Raw genomic sequence first — 17,505 nt, forward strand, 5'->3', positions numbered from 1 at the left:
TACTAGTAGGGGCACCCTACTACCTAAGGGCGTTTGGTGCCCAGTTTTGGGTAAGTCCTGATGCCTTAAAGTCGCAACTGAGTCACAGCAATATTACCCGAAAAACACACATCCACATCAGTACCAGGAGCGCGATCGCGTTTGTTATACTCCCCCTCATAATAGTAGTGATCCCCGTCCACACGATACTTTGTCGGTAACGGTTGAGTACTCGGTTCACAAAATACCACCTCTGGCTCAGGTGAACCCGGTTCCAAGTGAGGTAAATTCACATTCCAGTAAGTACCAGCAGAAATCGGACGATTCAACAAATCCGCCAACACCCTAGCTGTCAAACGACTGGCCACCTCCCAATTAATCACCCAAGGTTTTTTAATCCATTGGGAAATCGCAATACCTGGTATTCCCTGTATCGCCGCTTCCCTAACCGCCGCCACTGTACCAGAAATGTAAACATCAACCCCCAAGTTACCGCCAGCATTAATACCTGACAGAACCCACTTTACCTCTGGTATAATATGTGATATTGCAAGGCGAGTACAATCCGCTGGGGTACTAGAGACTGCATACTCATAGTCTGACCGACGTTGGACGTGAATCGGTTTATATGTAGTCACCTGATGGCCACAGCCTGAATGATGCTCCACCGGAGCGATAATTACAAAATTACCGTTACCGTTGACCGCTTGCTCTAGTGCTTTAATTCCGGGAGCATCTATCCCATCATCGTTCGTTAGGATTATAGTCATTAGTTTAGTCGTTAGTGGTTAGTCATTAACAGCTGAGTATGGGAAACGATCTAATCCAAGCCAAACTATCAAGGAATATCGAAACCGTATTACAAACTTAAAGTCAATCATCTCAAATTGCTTGAGCATTTGCACGCTTATACTTACTTTGGGTATAAACTTAGCTTTTGGTTTAGCTATTGAACTTAAGCTCTGATCTCCGTACAGCTAACGAGCTAATAGCTGTTTACCCAGGAAAGTAGCCCTTAAGCTGACCGCTCAATGGGTATAGCTGCCCATGAGCAGCCATCTGACAACCTCAGTTCAAAATCTTTCAAGCAACTGTTATGGCAAGTCAGGGATACATCTACAACCTTCAACCTATTGGCACACCAGGATTATGACTCAAAATAGCAAAAATCAGCCATCTACCCACTCTCAGCCAACTGTTAATTTTACCGAAGAAGAGCTGCAAGATATCTTACGCTATGCTAACGAACACGGTATTAATCCTTTTAGACTAGTCAAAGCCATTGCCCAAATTAGGAAACAGAGAATTGCTCAGGCTCACCAGAGTCAGATTCGGACCAGGGAAACTGTGTTTCAATAGAGGTTAGTGGACGGTAGTTAAAGTCCGTGTGAATTTGTTGGCCGTCAGCTTCTTTAACAAGAAGTGGTCGAGGTAATTACTCTGCTACTCTATGCATAGTTAGGAAGGGTAAGCCAATACACAATTAATTTTTTTTCCTTATATCTTAACACTCTCAGTGTGTATCGGATCTACTGAAATAGTAATGGTAAGGTCGATACCATTAGGGAAACAAAAACTCAGAAATAATTGACTATTAAATCCCTGAAAACTGATGTTTGTAATTTAGATTCTGATCCACAAGTTTAAAAAAATCCGCTTATTCAGGATTTTAAAATACAGTACCTTCCTAAACCCTTTGGTTATTTTAGTGACTTTTAAATAAAAACTGCTCTTTATTTTAAATGTGAATTAACGGGTTAATATCCTTGTCTTGATGCAGTCGCTCATGGGGGAAACCACGCCAGTTGCTCATGGTTTGTTCGCGTTCGCCTTTGGCGTGGCCTACGGCCAAGCGTCGCCTTTGGCGATAGTTACCGTAAGACAGGCTCGCCTTAATCAATGGAGGCGCGCTTTCCGCTTGAAGAATTAAATTACGGGGTCGCGCCTCAAGTTTTAACCCTTTTTTGCATAACCTACCAACCATAAAGGCGAGCCTGTCTAAGGTTTCGTCTCCGGGGGGAACCCCCAAGACCGCACTGGCTCCCCAAGACCGCGCTGCATCGCTTAAAAAAGGATTCATGAAACGGCAAAAAATACGTCAAAACATGAATATTTAAAAAAAAGTAACCGTTATTACAGGGCTATTTCATTATGGTCTGAGATGGGCTGCTGCTATTATAGATGCACTTTCAAATTGAACCTGGGGTTAAAACAATGGGAATAGCTAGGGTTAAAGGTAGTAAACTTGTTTGGGTCGCAGAATTAACTGATAGAGGGTTTTACGTTCGGGATGCTCTAACTACCTGCTGGTAGTGCATAGGTTCATACTCTAGAAAAAAAAGACTCTCCTACTACAATCAAAGATTTAAGTTCCCATGTAATTTGAAAAATCACTCGTTACCAACAAAGGGGTTCAGCCACTAAACTATTAAATTTAAATGGGCGACAGCTTAGTGGGGGAGGGTTGAATTAAATTATATACGTAACTGGTGAACGATAACACTCAACAGTCCATAGCTGATAGTATCATCAGTATTCACCTTTACCTGTTAGTTTAATAGAGTTGGTTTAATAGAATGTGGTTAACCACCATCACTGCTACGCTAGGAAGTTTCCAAGCAGTTCCAGATCGTCAAAGCGTGTGTATCATTACTTTCAATCTCAGCTTAAAGAACCCTAATGCAGACTAAAGCTTATAGTGACCTTTTCCCACTATTTAATACAGCTAGCCCAAAAACCTTAGAATGGTTTGAATCCATTGCGGTGGAGCATGAGTACCCAACCGACCGAGCTATCATCATGGAAGATGCTTGGGGTAATGCTGTTTACTTTATTGTCTCCGGCTGGGTTAAAGTGCGACACTTACGCGGTGAAAACGATGTCACACTGGCAATTTTGGGTCGGGGTGACTTTTTTGGTGAAATGGCAATTCTTGATGAATCTCCCCGCTCCACCGATATCGTTGCCATGTCGAACGTGCGACTACTGACCATTTCTGCGCAACGCTTTATTCAAACTCTGTTTAAAGATCCCCAGTTGCACCATCGCATGTTACAACTGATGGTGCGGCGGTTACGTCAGAGCAATGTCCGGTTACAAAATCGGTATCAGCCTCCAGCGGTTAATTTAGTCAATACTCTAGTTGGTTTGGCAGAAAATTACGGTGAAATCACTGAAAAAGGCACAGAAATCTATAACATTTGCTATCAAGACTTAGCTGACATCACAGATATCAGTGTAGAGGATACTACCAAAATTATGAAAAAGCTGGAGAGTAAGGGCTGGATTAAGGCTGACCCGGAGCAGCAGACTATGCGCTTGATGAATATCAAGCAGCTAACTCAGCTTGTCAGACGAGGTAGCTCATGAGGCAAGATTAGCTCTAGGTACTACCTGCGCCACAAGGGAGGCGTGGGCTGTGGGACTAAAGTTCGTAAAACCCACATTCCTCACTACTCAATACTCACTACATTGTGTAGTGCTAAAAAATGACGAATTTTGAGGATTTTGCGATGGGGCTGACGCCACCCCCCGAACGGCTAATCGCCATTACCCTGACTCACTAAATCCTCTTCCTACACCCCATACCGGCTTGACCCACACTGGTTCACCCTACAGGCTTGTCACCCTACACTCGACACCCTGTCTACTTTTCAAGTGGGTTGTTAGCCTCTTAGGTTTAGGAGATTTGGCTGAATTTACCAACATCGGGCTTGATAGATTACTTATCATAAGCTAATATTTCTTCATAAAGTTAAATAAAACTTAAATTAATTAACCTGCCTACACCTGTAGGGTGCTGACTTACTCCCGGGGAATGTAGATAGATTAGGTCTAGCTTCTTCCCAAAAGCTAAAAACTTTCTGTAAGATAGCAGAATCGGTTTTTATTTGTGATCAGAGCACCGTCTTAAGTTTTACTAGCTCTCAATCAAGCCAATTTAGAAGATTTTTGGAGGACTATAGATATGCGGATAGCTCAAGTTTCCCCCTTATGGGAGAGAGTTCCCCCACCAGGCTATGGTGGGATCGAACTAGTTGTGAGCCAACTCACTGATGAATTAGTTCGTCGCGGTCACGATGTCACCCTATTTGCGTCTGGAGATTCCATCACTAAGGCTAAACTAAAGTCTGTGGCTCCTCAGGCTTTGCGCCTTGACCCCTCCGTAGAGGCACCAATAGTTTACGAACTACTGCAACTGGCTCAGATTGGCGAGGTGGCTGATGAGTTTGACCTAATTCACTTTCACACAGGGATGATTACCTTTCCGGTGATTGACATGTACAAGACCCCTGTGGTTCATACCATGCATGGTCGCTTCGGCCATGATATTAGCAAGGCTTATGCGCGATACAGCCACATACCCCATATTAGCATCAGTAATCATCAGCGGTCATCCGGACCAGAGATGAATTACGTTGCCACCGTTTACAATGGTGTTAAAATAGAGGATTATCCGTTCAATCCAAAACCAGCCGATGACCCCCCCTACTTAGGGTTTTTGGGTCGTTTGTCAAAGGAGAAAGGACCTCATCATGCGATCAGAATTGCCCGTGAAACTGGCTGGAACTTGAAAATGGCGGGCAAGGTTGATGTAGTTGACCGGGAATTCTTCGAACAAGAAATTGCTCCGGAAATCGACGGTAAACAAATTCAATACTTGGGTGAAGTCAGCCACGAAGAGAAGGTGGAATTATTATCCAAAGCCAGCCTGACCGTCTTTCCGATTACCTGGCCCGAACCTTTTGGTTTGGTGATGATTGAGTCAATGTGTGTTGGGACTCCAGTGATTGCCACGAACTTTGGCTCTGTACCGGAAGTGGTGGCCGACAAGAGAACTGGCATAATCTGTGCCAATGTTGAGGATATAAACGCTGCCATTCCAGAGGCTCTTAAACTGTCTCGGGAAGAGTGCCGTAAGTATGTGGAAGAGACTTTCAGCGTTCCCAAGATGGTTGATGGCTATGAAGCGGCTTTTCAGAAAGTGATCGAACAGCATATGTCAGCTAATGGCACAACCTCAGCCCCTGTCAGTGCAGTCTAATCGTTTTGATATTGCTTAACGCTTTGTCCAGATAATTATAGGAAATCGGGAGGCAAAACTCCCCACATTCATGGGGAAAATGTAGCCCACCACTGCACTTTTCAGTGCGGTTAATCTGTTAGTATCAAAAAGTGAAACCCAGTAGGAAAAACCATCTACGTTTTGAAATAATCTAGTTCAATCTAGTTAAGGAAAAATCCCTGCAAAGCAGGTCACTACTAGATCCACTAGTCTACCTATAGGTGGGAAGCAATGGTGGTAATTCACTCTAAACATAAAAATTAAATAGAAAAGTCCTGAGTTGCCAAGTTCATTGATTTCTGAATAAGAAATGACAGGAACTGATTTATATTAAGCAGCACTCGCTACTCAGTACTCAGGACAAAACCCACAAAAATATGGCTGGGTGAATTAGACTTCACCCAGCCAATTTAGTTCCAAATAGTTAGTTAATGCATACCCTAACAAGGAATTAAACGATTTCCTGCTAATTGTTTGTGGAGGTTGCTCCAGTGTATGCCTTCGAGACTGGGTAACACCAGGTGGGCTGCTCCAACTCGTTCAACTGGACCAAGTCCTACAGCCCACATACCAGCAGCTAGAGCGGCTTCGACACCAGATCCGGCATCTTCTACTACTACACAATAAGCGGGTTCCAATCCCAACTGCTGTGCTGCGTGCAAGAACAGATCTGGTGCTGGCTTAGAGCGGGTCACACTGTAGCCGTCAGAAATTGAATCAATGCGATCGCTAATACCCAATCGTTCCATAACTTCCTTGGCATTTTTGCTACCGGAGCCAATCGCTACTTTGATACCAGCTTCCTTGAGTTCAATCAGTAACTCTAGAGCTCCAGGTAGTAAGTCAGCCTTAGAGATGTTCTTGATCAATTCCAGATAGTACTTATTTTTGCGATCCATCATCTCTTGGAGTTGGTCTTCTGTGGCTGAGCGACCGTTCAAAAGTTCCATCAGGGACTCTCGACGTGAAAGACCCCGCAGTGCTTCGTTGGCCTCGCGATTAAAGGGAATACCCTCTTCATCGGCTAGTTTTTGCCAAGCTTGGTAATGATATTCTGCGGTATCGGTGATTACGCCATCTAAGTCAAAAATCACACCCTGGATTTGAGCTGGAGAGCCGGGGGGTCGAGAACTTGGGGAGATGGTAGCCTCAGATTGTGCTGTTTGAGTACTGGTTTCTGGATTGAGATCAAACTCGTACTTCTTTCCACGCCATTGCAGCTTAAACTTGAGACGTGTCCAGCCCGGTAGGAAGTGGGGAATAGCAACAGGTCCATTGTCTGTGAACTTGATCCCAGCGCATCCAAAGATTATAGCTTGCCATACACCACCACCGGAAGCACCATGAATTCCTTCATGAGCGTTACGCCGCACATTTTCGAGGTCTACCATCGCTGCCCGCATAAAGTGTACATAAGCTTCCTCTGTCTTTCCTAATTCACAGCCGAGGATGGCGTGAACCGCAGGACCGAGGGACGAACCATAGGTGTGATCGGTGCGAGGAGAATAGTAGTCCCAACTTCGTTGCAAAATTTCCCGGTATTTCTCTGGCTCAGAGGTTACGCCGTACTGCTCCCGCATCAGGTATAGCAACATCAAGACATCTGGCTGCTTGAGCACTTGCTTTTTACTTGCTCCCTCAATGCCAAGGATAGCCTGCATGGAACGGGTACGTGGCTCGTAATCTTGGAGGTTGATGTCTTCAATTTGGAAGAACCCCTCACACTGTTCGATTAAGTCCCTTTCATGGTCATAGGGTATCCACATCCGACGGATAATTTCAGACCACAGACTAACTCGGCTTGGGGTTAGCTCCAGTGTTTCTTCCAGTTCTTTAGCTTTCTGTGGATGTTCCCGACGCAACCAGTCTAGGACGAACTGAGCAGTCTCTAGGTGCCATTGAACCATGCGGTTGGTGAAGGCATTGTTGTCTACCCCTTCGTGGTATTCATCCGGACCAATCACATCCCGCAGTTCATAGCGTTCCCGTTTACCATTCCACTCAACCCGAGTTCCCCAGAATACCGCTGTATCTAGGATAATCTCAGCACCGTAACGCACCACCCAGTCATCATCACCAGTAGCCTGCCAATATTTCCAGATACCATAGACTACATCAGTAGTGATGTGGAGTTCGCGATCGCCACACCAAATTCGGATCGGGTCTCCATCCTTCTCAGCAGAGAGAACCCAGCGAGGGGTTACTTCGTCGCCGGTGTCAGCACTTTCCCAGGCGTAAACGGCTCCCGGATAGCCCTGAAGCTTAGCTTTACGCCTTGCCCCAGGTAAAGTATGGTAACGGTAGGTCAGCAAATTCTTGGCAATCTGGGGCTGAGTTAATATCATCAGCGGCAGCATAAAAATTTCTGTGTCCCAGAAAACGTGACCCCGATAGCCAAAACCAGAAAGGGTTTTAGCGGGAATATTCACCCGGTCATCATGACGAGGAGCACTAATGAACAGTTGGAACATATTGTAGCGTATAGCAATCTGAGCGTTGATGTCCCCTTCAATGACAACATCACTATCTTGCCAAATCTTATCCCAAGCTGCCTCATGTCGAGAGAATAGGGTTAGATAATCTGGTTGGTTGACCAGGTGTTCCTGGGCTACCTTTTCTGGGTTTTCGGTGTCCCGGGATGTGAACACACTAATTACTTTATCCAGGGTCACTAGCTGTCCTGAGCGCACGTGTAAGCTAGTGGCTAAGGTGGGGTGACCTTCACAACCCTTTAGCTGTATTTGGGCATCATCAACACCACTTACACTGACTCGGGAAGCCATACCCAGTTCGATAGCCGTATGACGGGTGCGAACGTGTAACCAGATACCTCCTTCTGATGTCTGGTTAGTTCCCGTTGAAATCTGACCCTGTTTCAACCATTCCCAGTGGAGCACCCCTTGGTTATCTGGGTAGCCATTGATGCTGGCTTGAATTTCGATGGCGCCATCGAAATCCACCGGAGTGATTTGACAGCGAAGGGCTAACAGATGGTCATCAGCCATACTGGCAAAACGCTCGACATGGATATCGATAGTCTTACCACCAGGACTACGCCAACGCACATCACGAGTTAGCTTGCCTCGATGCAGGTCAAGTTGACGTTCGTAGTGCAAGATCTCGCCTTGATCAAGACGAAAGCGTTCACCTTCTACAACTATCACTATAGGTAGCCAATCAGGACAATTAGCCAGTTCAGTATAGACAACTGGCACATCGTCGTAGACACCATTAATCAATGTCATTGGCCATGCACCGTGATACCCTTCCTCAAAGCTACCTCGGGTACTGAGGTAACCATTCCCAAGGGTAAAAACGGTTTCCTTGTAGTGCAATTGAGTCGGATCAAATTTGGTCTCAGTTACTGTCCAGTCGCTGTAGATGTGGTTAGAGCTAGATGGGGACGATACTTTGGCATCCATAGTTAGTCGTTAGTGTTGCTGTGGTGGGTGGTTCCTTGAGTGAGGTCAAACGCTTCCCTTCCCTTGTGGGGTATAGGGTGTAGGGTTTAGGGAGTGGGAGAGAGAGCTGATGGGGGTGTGAACAGAAGATGGCACAACGCCACCCTTGAAACTCGGATCACTAACACCAGATTTTCCCCATACCCCATACCCGACAATCTAAACCCCTGCTGTCAAGGGAAGGCTACTAGCAATTAATTGAAATAGTTATTGGCTCAGGCAAATTGCCCATAATTAGTGAATTCACTAATAATTATGCGATTTCCGCATTAACTGACACATCAACAAATCTTTGGTTAGCTGTTGGTAGCCGACATCGGACGATGAGTTTAGGTCAGTTAACGATAGGAGGCTTAATAACTAGTAATTTCTATAACTAGTAATTTCTAGAATCAGCCTCCATGATTGCACGGGTTTTGTGCAACTGAGATCGGGAGTAAAGTTTGTCGGACTTAGTCCCGCTTCCGCGAAGGGCAATGTTGGTTGTAAAGGCTGGTTGGGCTAGCAGCAGATTTTTCCCTCACCTTAACTACTAGCGGCAGGGCTACGAACTGGCGGTCATTCGTAGCTGTCGTAACCATTACAACGAGCGGACTAATGTCCATCGTGGTGCATCTTAGCTAGTAAATTCCCGATTAACCGGAAATTACCAGGGAATTAACTAAGAGTGAGTTCTTATTAGCTTAAAATCAGTAGAATTTGAAGGCTTTTAAGCATTACTTTAGAAACAGTCAGCTCAACCATTCAGTTGTGATGCTTTCTGCTCCCCCTCCTCACTTTTTTATAGCCCATAATCTCTGATTAACGCGACCTATGCTTGGCTAGTAAGTTTGTCGCTCTGGGTTTGTAAATCAGATAGAACAAAGCTTCTAGGTAGCGCAGCAGAGCTTCTCGGCTTTCTTTAGAGGTTTCGCTCCAGAATCCGTAAATTTTTGCGAGTGAGAGCAGCTGTTTGGTATGCAACTGCCAATTGTATTTATCCCGAACTCGCTTGATACCTGCTTGAGAAATTTTCTGCCAGTAGTCAGGGGTGTGTTCGCACTTTGAAATAAATTGCTGAATTTTTTCGGCAGTATCTTGCAAGTCTGTGGGATTAATGAGAAACCCATTATCGCCGTTTTGAATAATCTCTGATGGTCCACCAAATTGAGTAGCAAATGTTGGTAAACCGGAGATCATGGCTTCTAAAACCGTTAGACCAAAGGCTTCAAAGCGAGCAGGATGGACTAAAAATCCCCCCAAATCAGCAATCACTCGGTAGGATTCACCGATATCAGGGGTGGTCAGACGTAGTCCGATCCATCGAATTTTGCCATGAAGATTGTATTGCTTAATTAGCTGGTTAAGCTTCTCGATTTCCCCTTTCTCTTCTGGATCAGTGGCGTCCTCAACCCTGACATGGCTAGTAATTAAAATTAGGTTGCACTTTTGCTGAAGTTCTTTTGAACTGGCAAAGCATTCCACTAAGCCACTCAGATTTTTGATTGAGGTTAGGGGCGCAATACTCAGAATCGGGCGCTGGTTAGGACTGTTGAGATAGCCGACAATTTCGGGGTCTTCCTTGCTCAACAGCAAGTCTTTAACCCGTTCACTGTCGTGGGCAATCCGGTCTGATGTCTGGGTGTAGGGAAAGAAAATGTTTTCGTTGACCCCTGGTGGTACCACATTAAATTTGGGGCTGAATAACTCAATCCCATTCACCACATGATACAGTTCGGGCATACTGAAACACTTGTAAGACTCGTAGTAGCCTACACTCTCTGGTGTTCCCACAAGCTCCTCATAGGTACTGGTCAGAATGAAATCCGCTGAATTCATCGCAATTAAATCAGCGGTGAATTGTATGGAGAAGTTGTATTGGGACTCAAAGTCTTTCCAGTAGAGGTCACTAAACAGATATTTAGGCTTTTCCATGGTGTGGGCAATACTGCCATGGATAGCGTTTAGGCGTCTCGCCAGCAGAAACGCAACTAAACTTCCATCGGAATAGTTTCCGATAATTAAGTCTGGACTACCCTGGAATTCTTCTAGCAGCGCTTTTTCTGAATCTAAGGCAAAGGATTCGAGATAGGGCCAGATCTCAAATTTGGAAATCCAGTTTTGAGTGACTTTTGGGTTAAATTCCTGGAAAGGAACCCGTAAAATCCAACCGTTGCTGGTGCCTTGGATTTTTTCTAGGCGTAGATTGCACTGGGTACCTTCACAGTTGGGAATTAGGCGAGTCAGAACGATCACCTTTGGTTCGACCCCCAGAACGTCAAGACCTGAGAGTTTAATATTGTTTTGGATTGTTTGTTCCAGGCTACGGGCTTGGTCGATGACGTATGCCACTTGACCAGCGGTGTCGGGAAGACCCAAGACTCCTTCTTGACCAACCCAGCCATGAACGGAAACCAGAACAACCCGAAAGATTAGGGGAATACGAGAAATAAAGGCTTCGAGGACTGCATGATCAGGAGCGTCCATTAACCGCTCAAGCAGTTCTAGGGTTTCGCGCACTCGACCAGCAGTGTTACCCCAACCTGCTTCAAAACCGAGAACTTGAAGCTCGAAGCGAAACTTTTCATAGGGGGTGTGAGCTGGTAGCTCTCCCACTAATGTTAGTGCTTCCTTAAGCTTTTCAAAGAGTTGAGTAGTTGAGTCAATCCGGTTATTGAGCAGTAATGGTGTGTGGTCGTAGTGGTGCGCTTGTAAGTTTTTCAACAGCTCCTCTAGCCACTGCTCAGAGTCAGCAAATAATTGGCTAGATAGGTAACGGTTAAGAAACTCCAGCCCATTGCCAATCTTTCTCGGGTCACGAATTGTAGGAGTATTTTTGTAAAACGGACCAACATCAATTTCTAGCAGACCCCCTTTTTCTGGGAAGTAGCGCTTAACCCAGCGATCGCGTAAGCTCAGTAACTCCTCCACTGGCATTGGTTCAAAACTGGTCAAATCCGCTGCTAGCCGATAGATTTCTTGAGAAGCAACCCTTGTCCGCAAGAGAAGCCAAAGGTTTTTCTCTTCCAGAATAATTTCGTGGGTATAGTTCAGTAGTTCGGCGATAGAGGAAGTTCTTTTAAAGTAAGCAGGCTTGTCATGAGTAGTGCAGTAATTATCAAACGCTTGCAGAATCTGATTCCTTAGAAAGTACCGCTCTTGTTCAGATCGCAGTTGACTGATAAACTGACGCAAATCGGCTTTCTCGTTACTTTGGAGAACAGCTCGTAACAAACTAGACATAGTAACTTAGCGTGTCTTGTCCATGGTGGGTCTGTAACCTACTCCCGCTCTAGCCCTTGGCTAGCAGGGAGTAGGATTGTCGTGGGAGATTGGCTCACTCCTTGGGATCTTCTGGCAGTGGGGCAATAGCTTACCCCACTATCTTGATTGGAATTAGGGCGGGGTGTGCCAAGCTTTAAGTAAGCAACCGCCATATTTACATGATTCCCCTAGATCGACAAGGCAGTTGGAAAATACATGGAAACAATTAAGCTTTTAATTTTGATTAAAATTTCAGCAGGATAAATAACCTACACTCAAACACCCTGAACAATAGGTTTCAACTCCCACGCACTAATGGTCAAGACAGCTTGCCGATCATCATAACTGGGCAAGTATAAAGGCAGTGCGTGGGAGATCAGCGCTTAGTGGTCAGGGTCAATTCTATGAAAGCCTTACCACTGTCACGCCGGACAAATTTATAGCCCTATGCTTTGTCCTTTCCCTTTGCCATTAACTGGAGCTTTGGATCACAACCGTGAGGTTACCGGAATTTTTGACCACTTTACAGGTGGTGGTTGTATCAGATCGTTCCAATTGCAAGTCTAGCACCGTTGAGCCAATCCGCAAGTTACGAACTAAGAGTTGATTGATAAAATTTGGTAAAGTTGGTCGGAAAATACGTAAATTTTTTCCTGGAGCATCCGGTCGCAAATTCACCATCATTTGCAGCAGTTGGAAAATGCTGCCAGTTGCCCAGGCTTGGAGAGGACAGGCTCCTGGATACTTTACCGGAGAGCTGTTGGAAGTGCGCTGGTAACCAGAGAATAGTTCTGGAGGACGATAGTAGGGTTGCTCAACTGTCATGTCAATCATGCCTTGGGCAATTTTTAAGGCTTGATCGACTTGATTTAGCGTACGCAATCCTACCGCAATCAAGGAATTTTCGTGGGGCCAGACTGATCCCACGTGATAGCTGATCGGGTTGTAAGCGGCGGATTGATTACTAAGGGTACGAATCCCCCAACCATTGAACATATCTGGTGCTAACAGTCGCTTTGCTACACTAGCTGCTTTTTCTGGGGTAAAAATGCCCAAAGACAAGCAATGACCAGGATTGGAGGTTATGCTATCTACGAGTTTTCCTTGTCCATCTAGTGCTAAGGCACAGAAGTCTAGGTCCTCTAGCCAAAAATCCTGGTTGAAGCGTTGCTTGAGTTCCTTGGCTTGGTTTTCCCAACGCTCGGCTAAATCAATTCGCTGCTTGATCCTGGCCAGATGGCTGAGTCTAGTTTTAGCACCATAGACATAAGCTTGGACTTCGCATAATGCGATCGCTCCCGTTGCTAGGGAACCATCACGAGTGACCATGGAATCACCGGAATCCTTCCACCCTTGATTACGCAAACCTTTTTTGGACTGGCGCTGATAACAGAGATAGCCGTTTTGCTGAGATTGACGATCAATCCAATCCATGGCCGCCAAAGCATGGGGCCAGAGCTGGTCTCGGGTAGTTGTGTCATTGGTCCAAGCATAGTAATCGGCATAGAGCATCAGCCAGAGTGGGGTAGCATCAACTGTACCGTAGTAGGGAGTGTGAGGAATTTCCCGACAGCGAGCCAATTCCCCAACCCGGAGTTCATGCAAAATCTTACCCGGTTGCTCATCCCGCAATGGGTTATCCTCTTGGCCTTGGTACTGGGCTAAAATTTCCAGAGTCCCTTTGGGGATGGTAGGGTCAAGAATTAAGGTTTGTGAGGCAGCAATTATGGAATCTCGGCCAAACAAGGTGGAAAACCGAGGTACTCCTGCGGAAAGAACTGTGCAGCCATTAATAGTCTGCCTTAGTAAAAAGATGTCTCGTATTGCCCGAGAAATCACTTGGTTAAGGGTTTCATTATCGCAGCTAATGTGAGTTACCCGTTTATACCATTCCTGGTTTTGGAGTAAGTTAGCGGTCTTAGCTTGTTCAAGGGTGGCTGGAATTTTAGCTGTAGTGATTCGCGCTTTGTGGGTGAGCAGTTCCAGTCGATAGCCTAAGGTTTCAGTAGCGCCAGGCTTGAGGCACAAGTCCCAAACCCCTGTGTTCCCTTTGTAGGTGTCTGGGAGACGGTGAGTAAAGTCGATCTGAGATTCAATCAGGGAGTTATCCAGTCCCTGGTAAGCTAGGTTGATGGTATCGGTGTTGAACTCACTTAGGGTTAACAGCGTCTCTAAATCGATATCAGGCGGTAGTAAATGCAGCAGAGTTCCCCGCTGCTGTCGCTGATGACCCCTGACTTCAAACCAGTCTTTAAAATCGGCATCAAAACTGAGGCTGACGCTGAAGCTAAGGGGTTGAGTGTCGTAATTGGTGATTACAATTTCTTCCCATAAGCCACCATGGAGGGCTAGCTGCCGCTGAATGCCTAGGGTTTTTGGGGGAAGATTAGGTGAACGGGGATTGCAACACATCACCGATAGGACAAATCCTTCCTCAGCACTGCTACTCAGGGGAATGGGCAGTTGCCCTTCAATTTGTAACTCTAAGCGAGAGAGAAAGCGGGTATCTTGACAAAATAACCCGGTTGTGCTATTATTTTCGTTTTCTAAGTTCCCCGAAATATTCCCTAGGGTATCTGTGATTAAAAACAGGTCATCTACTTTGAGAGGAAGGGTTGGTAGAGGTTGGTTTGTGGTGAGCCGAGGCCATTCGGTCATCGACAACTGCTCGGTAGGAAGGTATCGTCTACCATCTCGTTCGATAATCTGTAGATCCATAAAATCAGCCCTGGGGCTTTGGGTTTAACTAGTGGTGGACGCTTGGGGGATGTCATAAGTCTCTCTCTACCACTGTTGTCAGGGTGGGGAGACATGGACATTACCCAAGTTAATTATCAATTTTTTTGGACAGGTCGAGGATTCAAGATTTAGTAAAGGGAACAGGGAGTAGGGAGTAGGGAGTAGGGAGTAGGGAGTAGGGAGTAGGGAGTAGGGAGTAGGGAACAAACATTCTCTCAATTGATTTAGGATTGCTATCAAATCGGATATTACCAAAAAAAATTTTTAATTACTGTCTAAAAGGTGATTTATTTTTAAAATATATTAAAAATAAATTGATAGTTATTTACTTAGTAAAAATAAAATTATTTACAAAGTTTACGTGTCTATAATTACCTAAACCCAAGGCTGATTTATCATAACACCAAAAACTCTGCTCTCTTTCCGACTATTCCCTACTCCCTATTCCCTATTCCCTATTCCCTGTTCCCTATTCCCTCTATGTTTACATCTCAAATGAAAATGCTATCTAGCCAGAGGATTGCTACCCTTAGAGCTAAATGGTAATCCCTAAAGTTGAGTAATGACTGAAGCAACAACTATTTTTCGGAGCAGCGCAGCCACTAGTACCCTAGCTATTCACTACCATGTCGCTATGCCTCAGCCTCAATCCCATCTGTTTGAGGTAACGCTACAAGTGGAAGGCTGGGAAGCCCCTTTGTTAGATTTAAAGATGCCAGTTTGGACTCCAGGCTCTTACTTAGTGCGGGAGTATGCTCGACATTTACAAGATTTCTCTGCGGATAGGGGTAATCCTACCCAGTCTTTACCGTGGCGGAAACTGGCCAAGAATCATTGGCTAGTGGAAACTGGTGATGCCTCGGCTATCACTGTGCGTTATCGTATCTTTGCTAATGAATTAACGGTACGCACTAATCACTTAGATGCTAGCCACGGTTATTTTAATGGTGCTGCTCTGTTCTTCTTCATCCCAGGATTTGAACAACACCCTTGCCAGGTTACTATCGCGCCACCTAATCCCAATTGGCGGGTGACGACACCCTTACCAGCAGTGTCAGGCAAATTTAATACCTTCAACGCAAGGGATTTCGATACCTTAGTGGATAGTCCCTTTGAAATTGGTGATCATAAGCTCTATGACTTTGAGGTTTTGGGCAAACCCCATCAATTGGCCATCTGGGGAGAGGGGAATGCTGACCCACAACGGATTATTGAGGATACTAAGAAGATTATCCAGGTAGAAGCTGAGCTGTTTGGGGGTTTACCTTATGACCACTATTTGTTCTTGCTGTATCTAACTGGTAGTGGCTTTGGGGGACTGGAACATAAGGATAGTTGTTCGTTAATTTATTCGCGGTTTGGTTTTCGCGCAAAGGATAAGTACAATCGCTTCTTGCAACTGGTGGCTCATGAGTTCTTTCACTTGTGGAATGTTAAGCGGATCCGACCATTAGCCCTAGAAACCTTTGACTATGAAAAGGAAAACTATACGACATCGTTGTGGTTTTGTGAAGGAACAACCAGTTACTATGACTTATTGATTCCCCAACGAGCGGGTATCTATGATGCTAAGACGTTGTTAGAGAATTTGAGTAAAGAAATTACCCGGTTTTTAACTACACCAGGACGTAAGGTGCAGCCCCTGGATCAGTCGAGTTTTGATGCCTGGATTAAGCTTTATCGACGGGATGCAAACAGTGATAATAACCAAATTTCTTATTATTTGAAAGGTGAAATGGTGTCATTATTGCTGGATTTGTTAATCCGGGAGCGCCATGGAAATAAGCGTTCCCTTGATGATGTGATAAGAATTATGTGGGAGCAGTTTGGTAAAGGGGAAATTGGCTTTACTCCCCAACAACTGCGAGAGGTAATAGAATCGGTAGCAGAGCTAGATTTAAGTAATTTCTTCTCGAAGACTATTGAGGGTACTGGGGAATTGCCCTTCAATCAGTATCTCAAACCCTTTGGCTTACAAGTGGTGGCTGTGGATGAAGAATCTGTGCCTTACTTGGGGGTGAAGGTGAGAACTGACAATGGTCAGGACTGGATCCAGTTTGTGGAGATGGATTCTCCTGCGGCAGTGGCAGGAGTGGATGCTGGTGATCAGTTACTGGCTATTGATGGGTTGCGAGTCAATGGGGATCAATTATGCGATCGCTTAAAAGATTACAAAGCTGGTGATGTGATCGAGTTCAGTGTATTCCATCAGGATCAATTGGTCACTCTACCGATTACATTACGCAAATCTCAACCCAGTCGTTACCAAGTGATGCCAGTGAAAAATCCTACCAATGGGCAGCAGCAGAATTTTTCTGGGTGGTTAGGGGCATCTTTGGCCAAGATGAGTTGAGGGGTAAGCATTAAGCCGTCAGCTATCAGCTATCAGCCGTCAGCTATCAGCATTTAGCTATCAGCTATCAGTTTATGCGCAATGGGCTTTTACCCAGACTTTCAATTCTCATTAATCTCGAACTATTAAATTCTCCCGTTCGCGTAGCGTGACCATAGGCCTGCATAGGTTTATTTTAAGCTGACGGCTGACAGCTGACCGCACCTCAAGTAGCGTGCGCGTAGCGCATATGCTTACGAATTTCCTGCATCAGCTGTTCAGGAGTAACGGGTTGACATTTTCCTTCGGCAAACTCTTGTTGAGCTTCTTTAACATCTCTAATTCTCTCGGCTCTTCGGCGATCGCGAAGACGATTTATTAAAATACTAATTAGATTTTCTTGATCGTCTAAGGGCAGTTCATCGGCTGCTTCTAATATTTATGAAAAGGTAGTTTTTGTCATGATGCTTTGGATTTTACAGAAAATAAGTTTTCTTAATTATAGCAATTATCTCTACCATGAGGGACAAAGCGATCCCCCTAAATCCCCCTTAAAAAGCTATGCTTTATAAACATCTTTCTTAACATAAAACTTGACAAAAAGAGTCAAGTGTGTGTTCTTGCTAGAATCGCCTCTGGCATCTATTATCACAAATATGGAACAATGGATATTGAAAGAGCTAGGA

At 45.1% G+C, this 17,505-nt stretch carries 10 protein-coding genes; 4 read left to right on the forward strand and 6 right to left on the reverse strand.

The annotated features are described in order from the left end of the window. Positions 1-65 precede the first annotated feature (65 nt). The gene (gene surE / locus F6K63_RS21030) at positions 66-749 is read right to left on the reverse strand and encodes a 5'/3'-nucleotidase SurE (RefSeq protein WP_287249935.1); all 684 of its coding nucleotides are present in this window, start codon (positions 747-749) and stop codon (positions 66-68) included. A 277-nt stretch (positions 750-1,026) separates the two neighbouring features. Between surE and F6K63_RS21035 the strand changes: the two genes are divergently transcribed. Next, positions 1,027-1,338, forward strand: a complete 312-nt coding sequence (locus tag F6K63_RS21035) for a hypothetical protein (protein WP_044493570.1) — start codon at positions 1,027-1,029, stop codon at positions 1,336-1,338. 379 nt (positions 1,339-1,717) lie between these two features. Here the strand turns inward: F6K63_RS21035 and F6K63_RS21040 are convergent, their stop codons facing one another. Further along, complete coding sequence (locus tag F6K63_RS21040) at positions 1,718-2,059, reverse strand: hypothetical protein (protein ID WP_287313051.1); 342 nt, start codon at positions 2,057-2,059, stop codon at positions 1,718-1,720. A 599-nt stretch (positions 2,060-2,658) separates the two neighbouring features. On the opposite strand from F6K63_RS21040, the gene F6K63_RS21045 reads away from it, so the two are divergent. Both F6K63_RS21045 and F6K63_RS21050 read left to right on the forward strand, forming a co-directional pair. Next, entirely contained in the window at positions 2,659-3,348 is a 690-nt protein-coding gene (locus F6K63_RS21045) for a Crp/Fnr family transcriptional regulator (protein ID WP_008185625.1), read from the forward strand. 598 nt (positions 3,349-3,946) lie between these two features. Further along, a complete protein-coding gene (locus F6K63_RS21050) occupies positions 3,947-5,023 on the forward strand; it encodes a glycosyltransferase family 4 protein (protein WP_008185623.1) in 1,077 nt (358 codons plus the stop codon). Positions 5,024-5,484: 461 nt separating this feature from the next. On the opposite strand, the gene pgmB is transcribed toward F6K63_RS21050, so the two are convergent. The 3 genes from pgmB to F6K63_RS21065 form a co-directional block, all read right to left on the reverse strand. Next, positions 5,485-8,466, reverse strand: a complete 2,982-nt coding sequence (gene pgmB, locus F6K63_RS21055; protein ID WP_008185621.1) for a beta-phosphoglucomutase — start codon at positions 8,464-8,466, stop codon at positions 5,485-5,487. Between the two features lie 840 nt (positions 8,467-9,306). Beyond that, positions 9,307-11,727 carry a sucrose synthase gene (locus F6K63_RS21060; protein ID WP_008185619.1) on the reverse strand — a complete coding sequence of 807 codons (2,421 nt, stop codon included), beginning with the start codon at positions 11,725-11,727 and terminating at the stop codon, positions 9,307-9,309. Between the two features lie 492 nt (positions 11,728-12,219). Further along, on the reverse strand, positions 12,220-14,466 hold the full coding sequence (locus tag F6K63_RS21065; RefSeq protein WP_008185616.1) for an amylo-alpha-1,6-glucosidase: 2,247 nt from the start codon (positions 14,464-14,466) through the stop codon (positions 12,220-12,222). 583 nt (positions 14,467-15,049) lie between these two features. Here F6K63_RS21065 and F6K63_RS21070 point away from each other — a divergent pair. After that, positions 15,050-16,840 carry a M61 family metallopeptidase gene (locus F6K63_RS21070; protein WP_287249946.1) on the forward strand — a complete coding sequence of 597 codons (1,791 nt, stop codon included), beginning with the start codon at positions 15,050-15,052 and terminating at the stop codon, positions 16,838-16,840. A gap of 205 nt (positions 16,841-17,045) precedes the next feature. On the opposite strand, the gene F6K63_RS37925 is transcribed toward F6K63_RS21070, so the two are convergent. Further along, positions 17,046-17,258 carry a hypothetical protein gene (locus F6K63_RS37925; protein WP_502708056.1) on the reverse strand — a complete coding sequence of 71 codons (213 nt, stop codon included), beginning with the start codon at positions 17,256-17,258 and terminating at the stop codon, positions 17,046-17,048. Positions 17,259-17,505: the final 247 nt, after the last annotated feature.

The organism is Moorena sp. SIO1G6 (assembly GCF_010672795.1).
GTDB lineage: Bacteria > Cyanobacteriota > Cyanobacteriia > Cyanobacteriales > Coleofasciculaceae > Moorena > Moorena producens.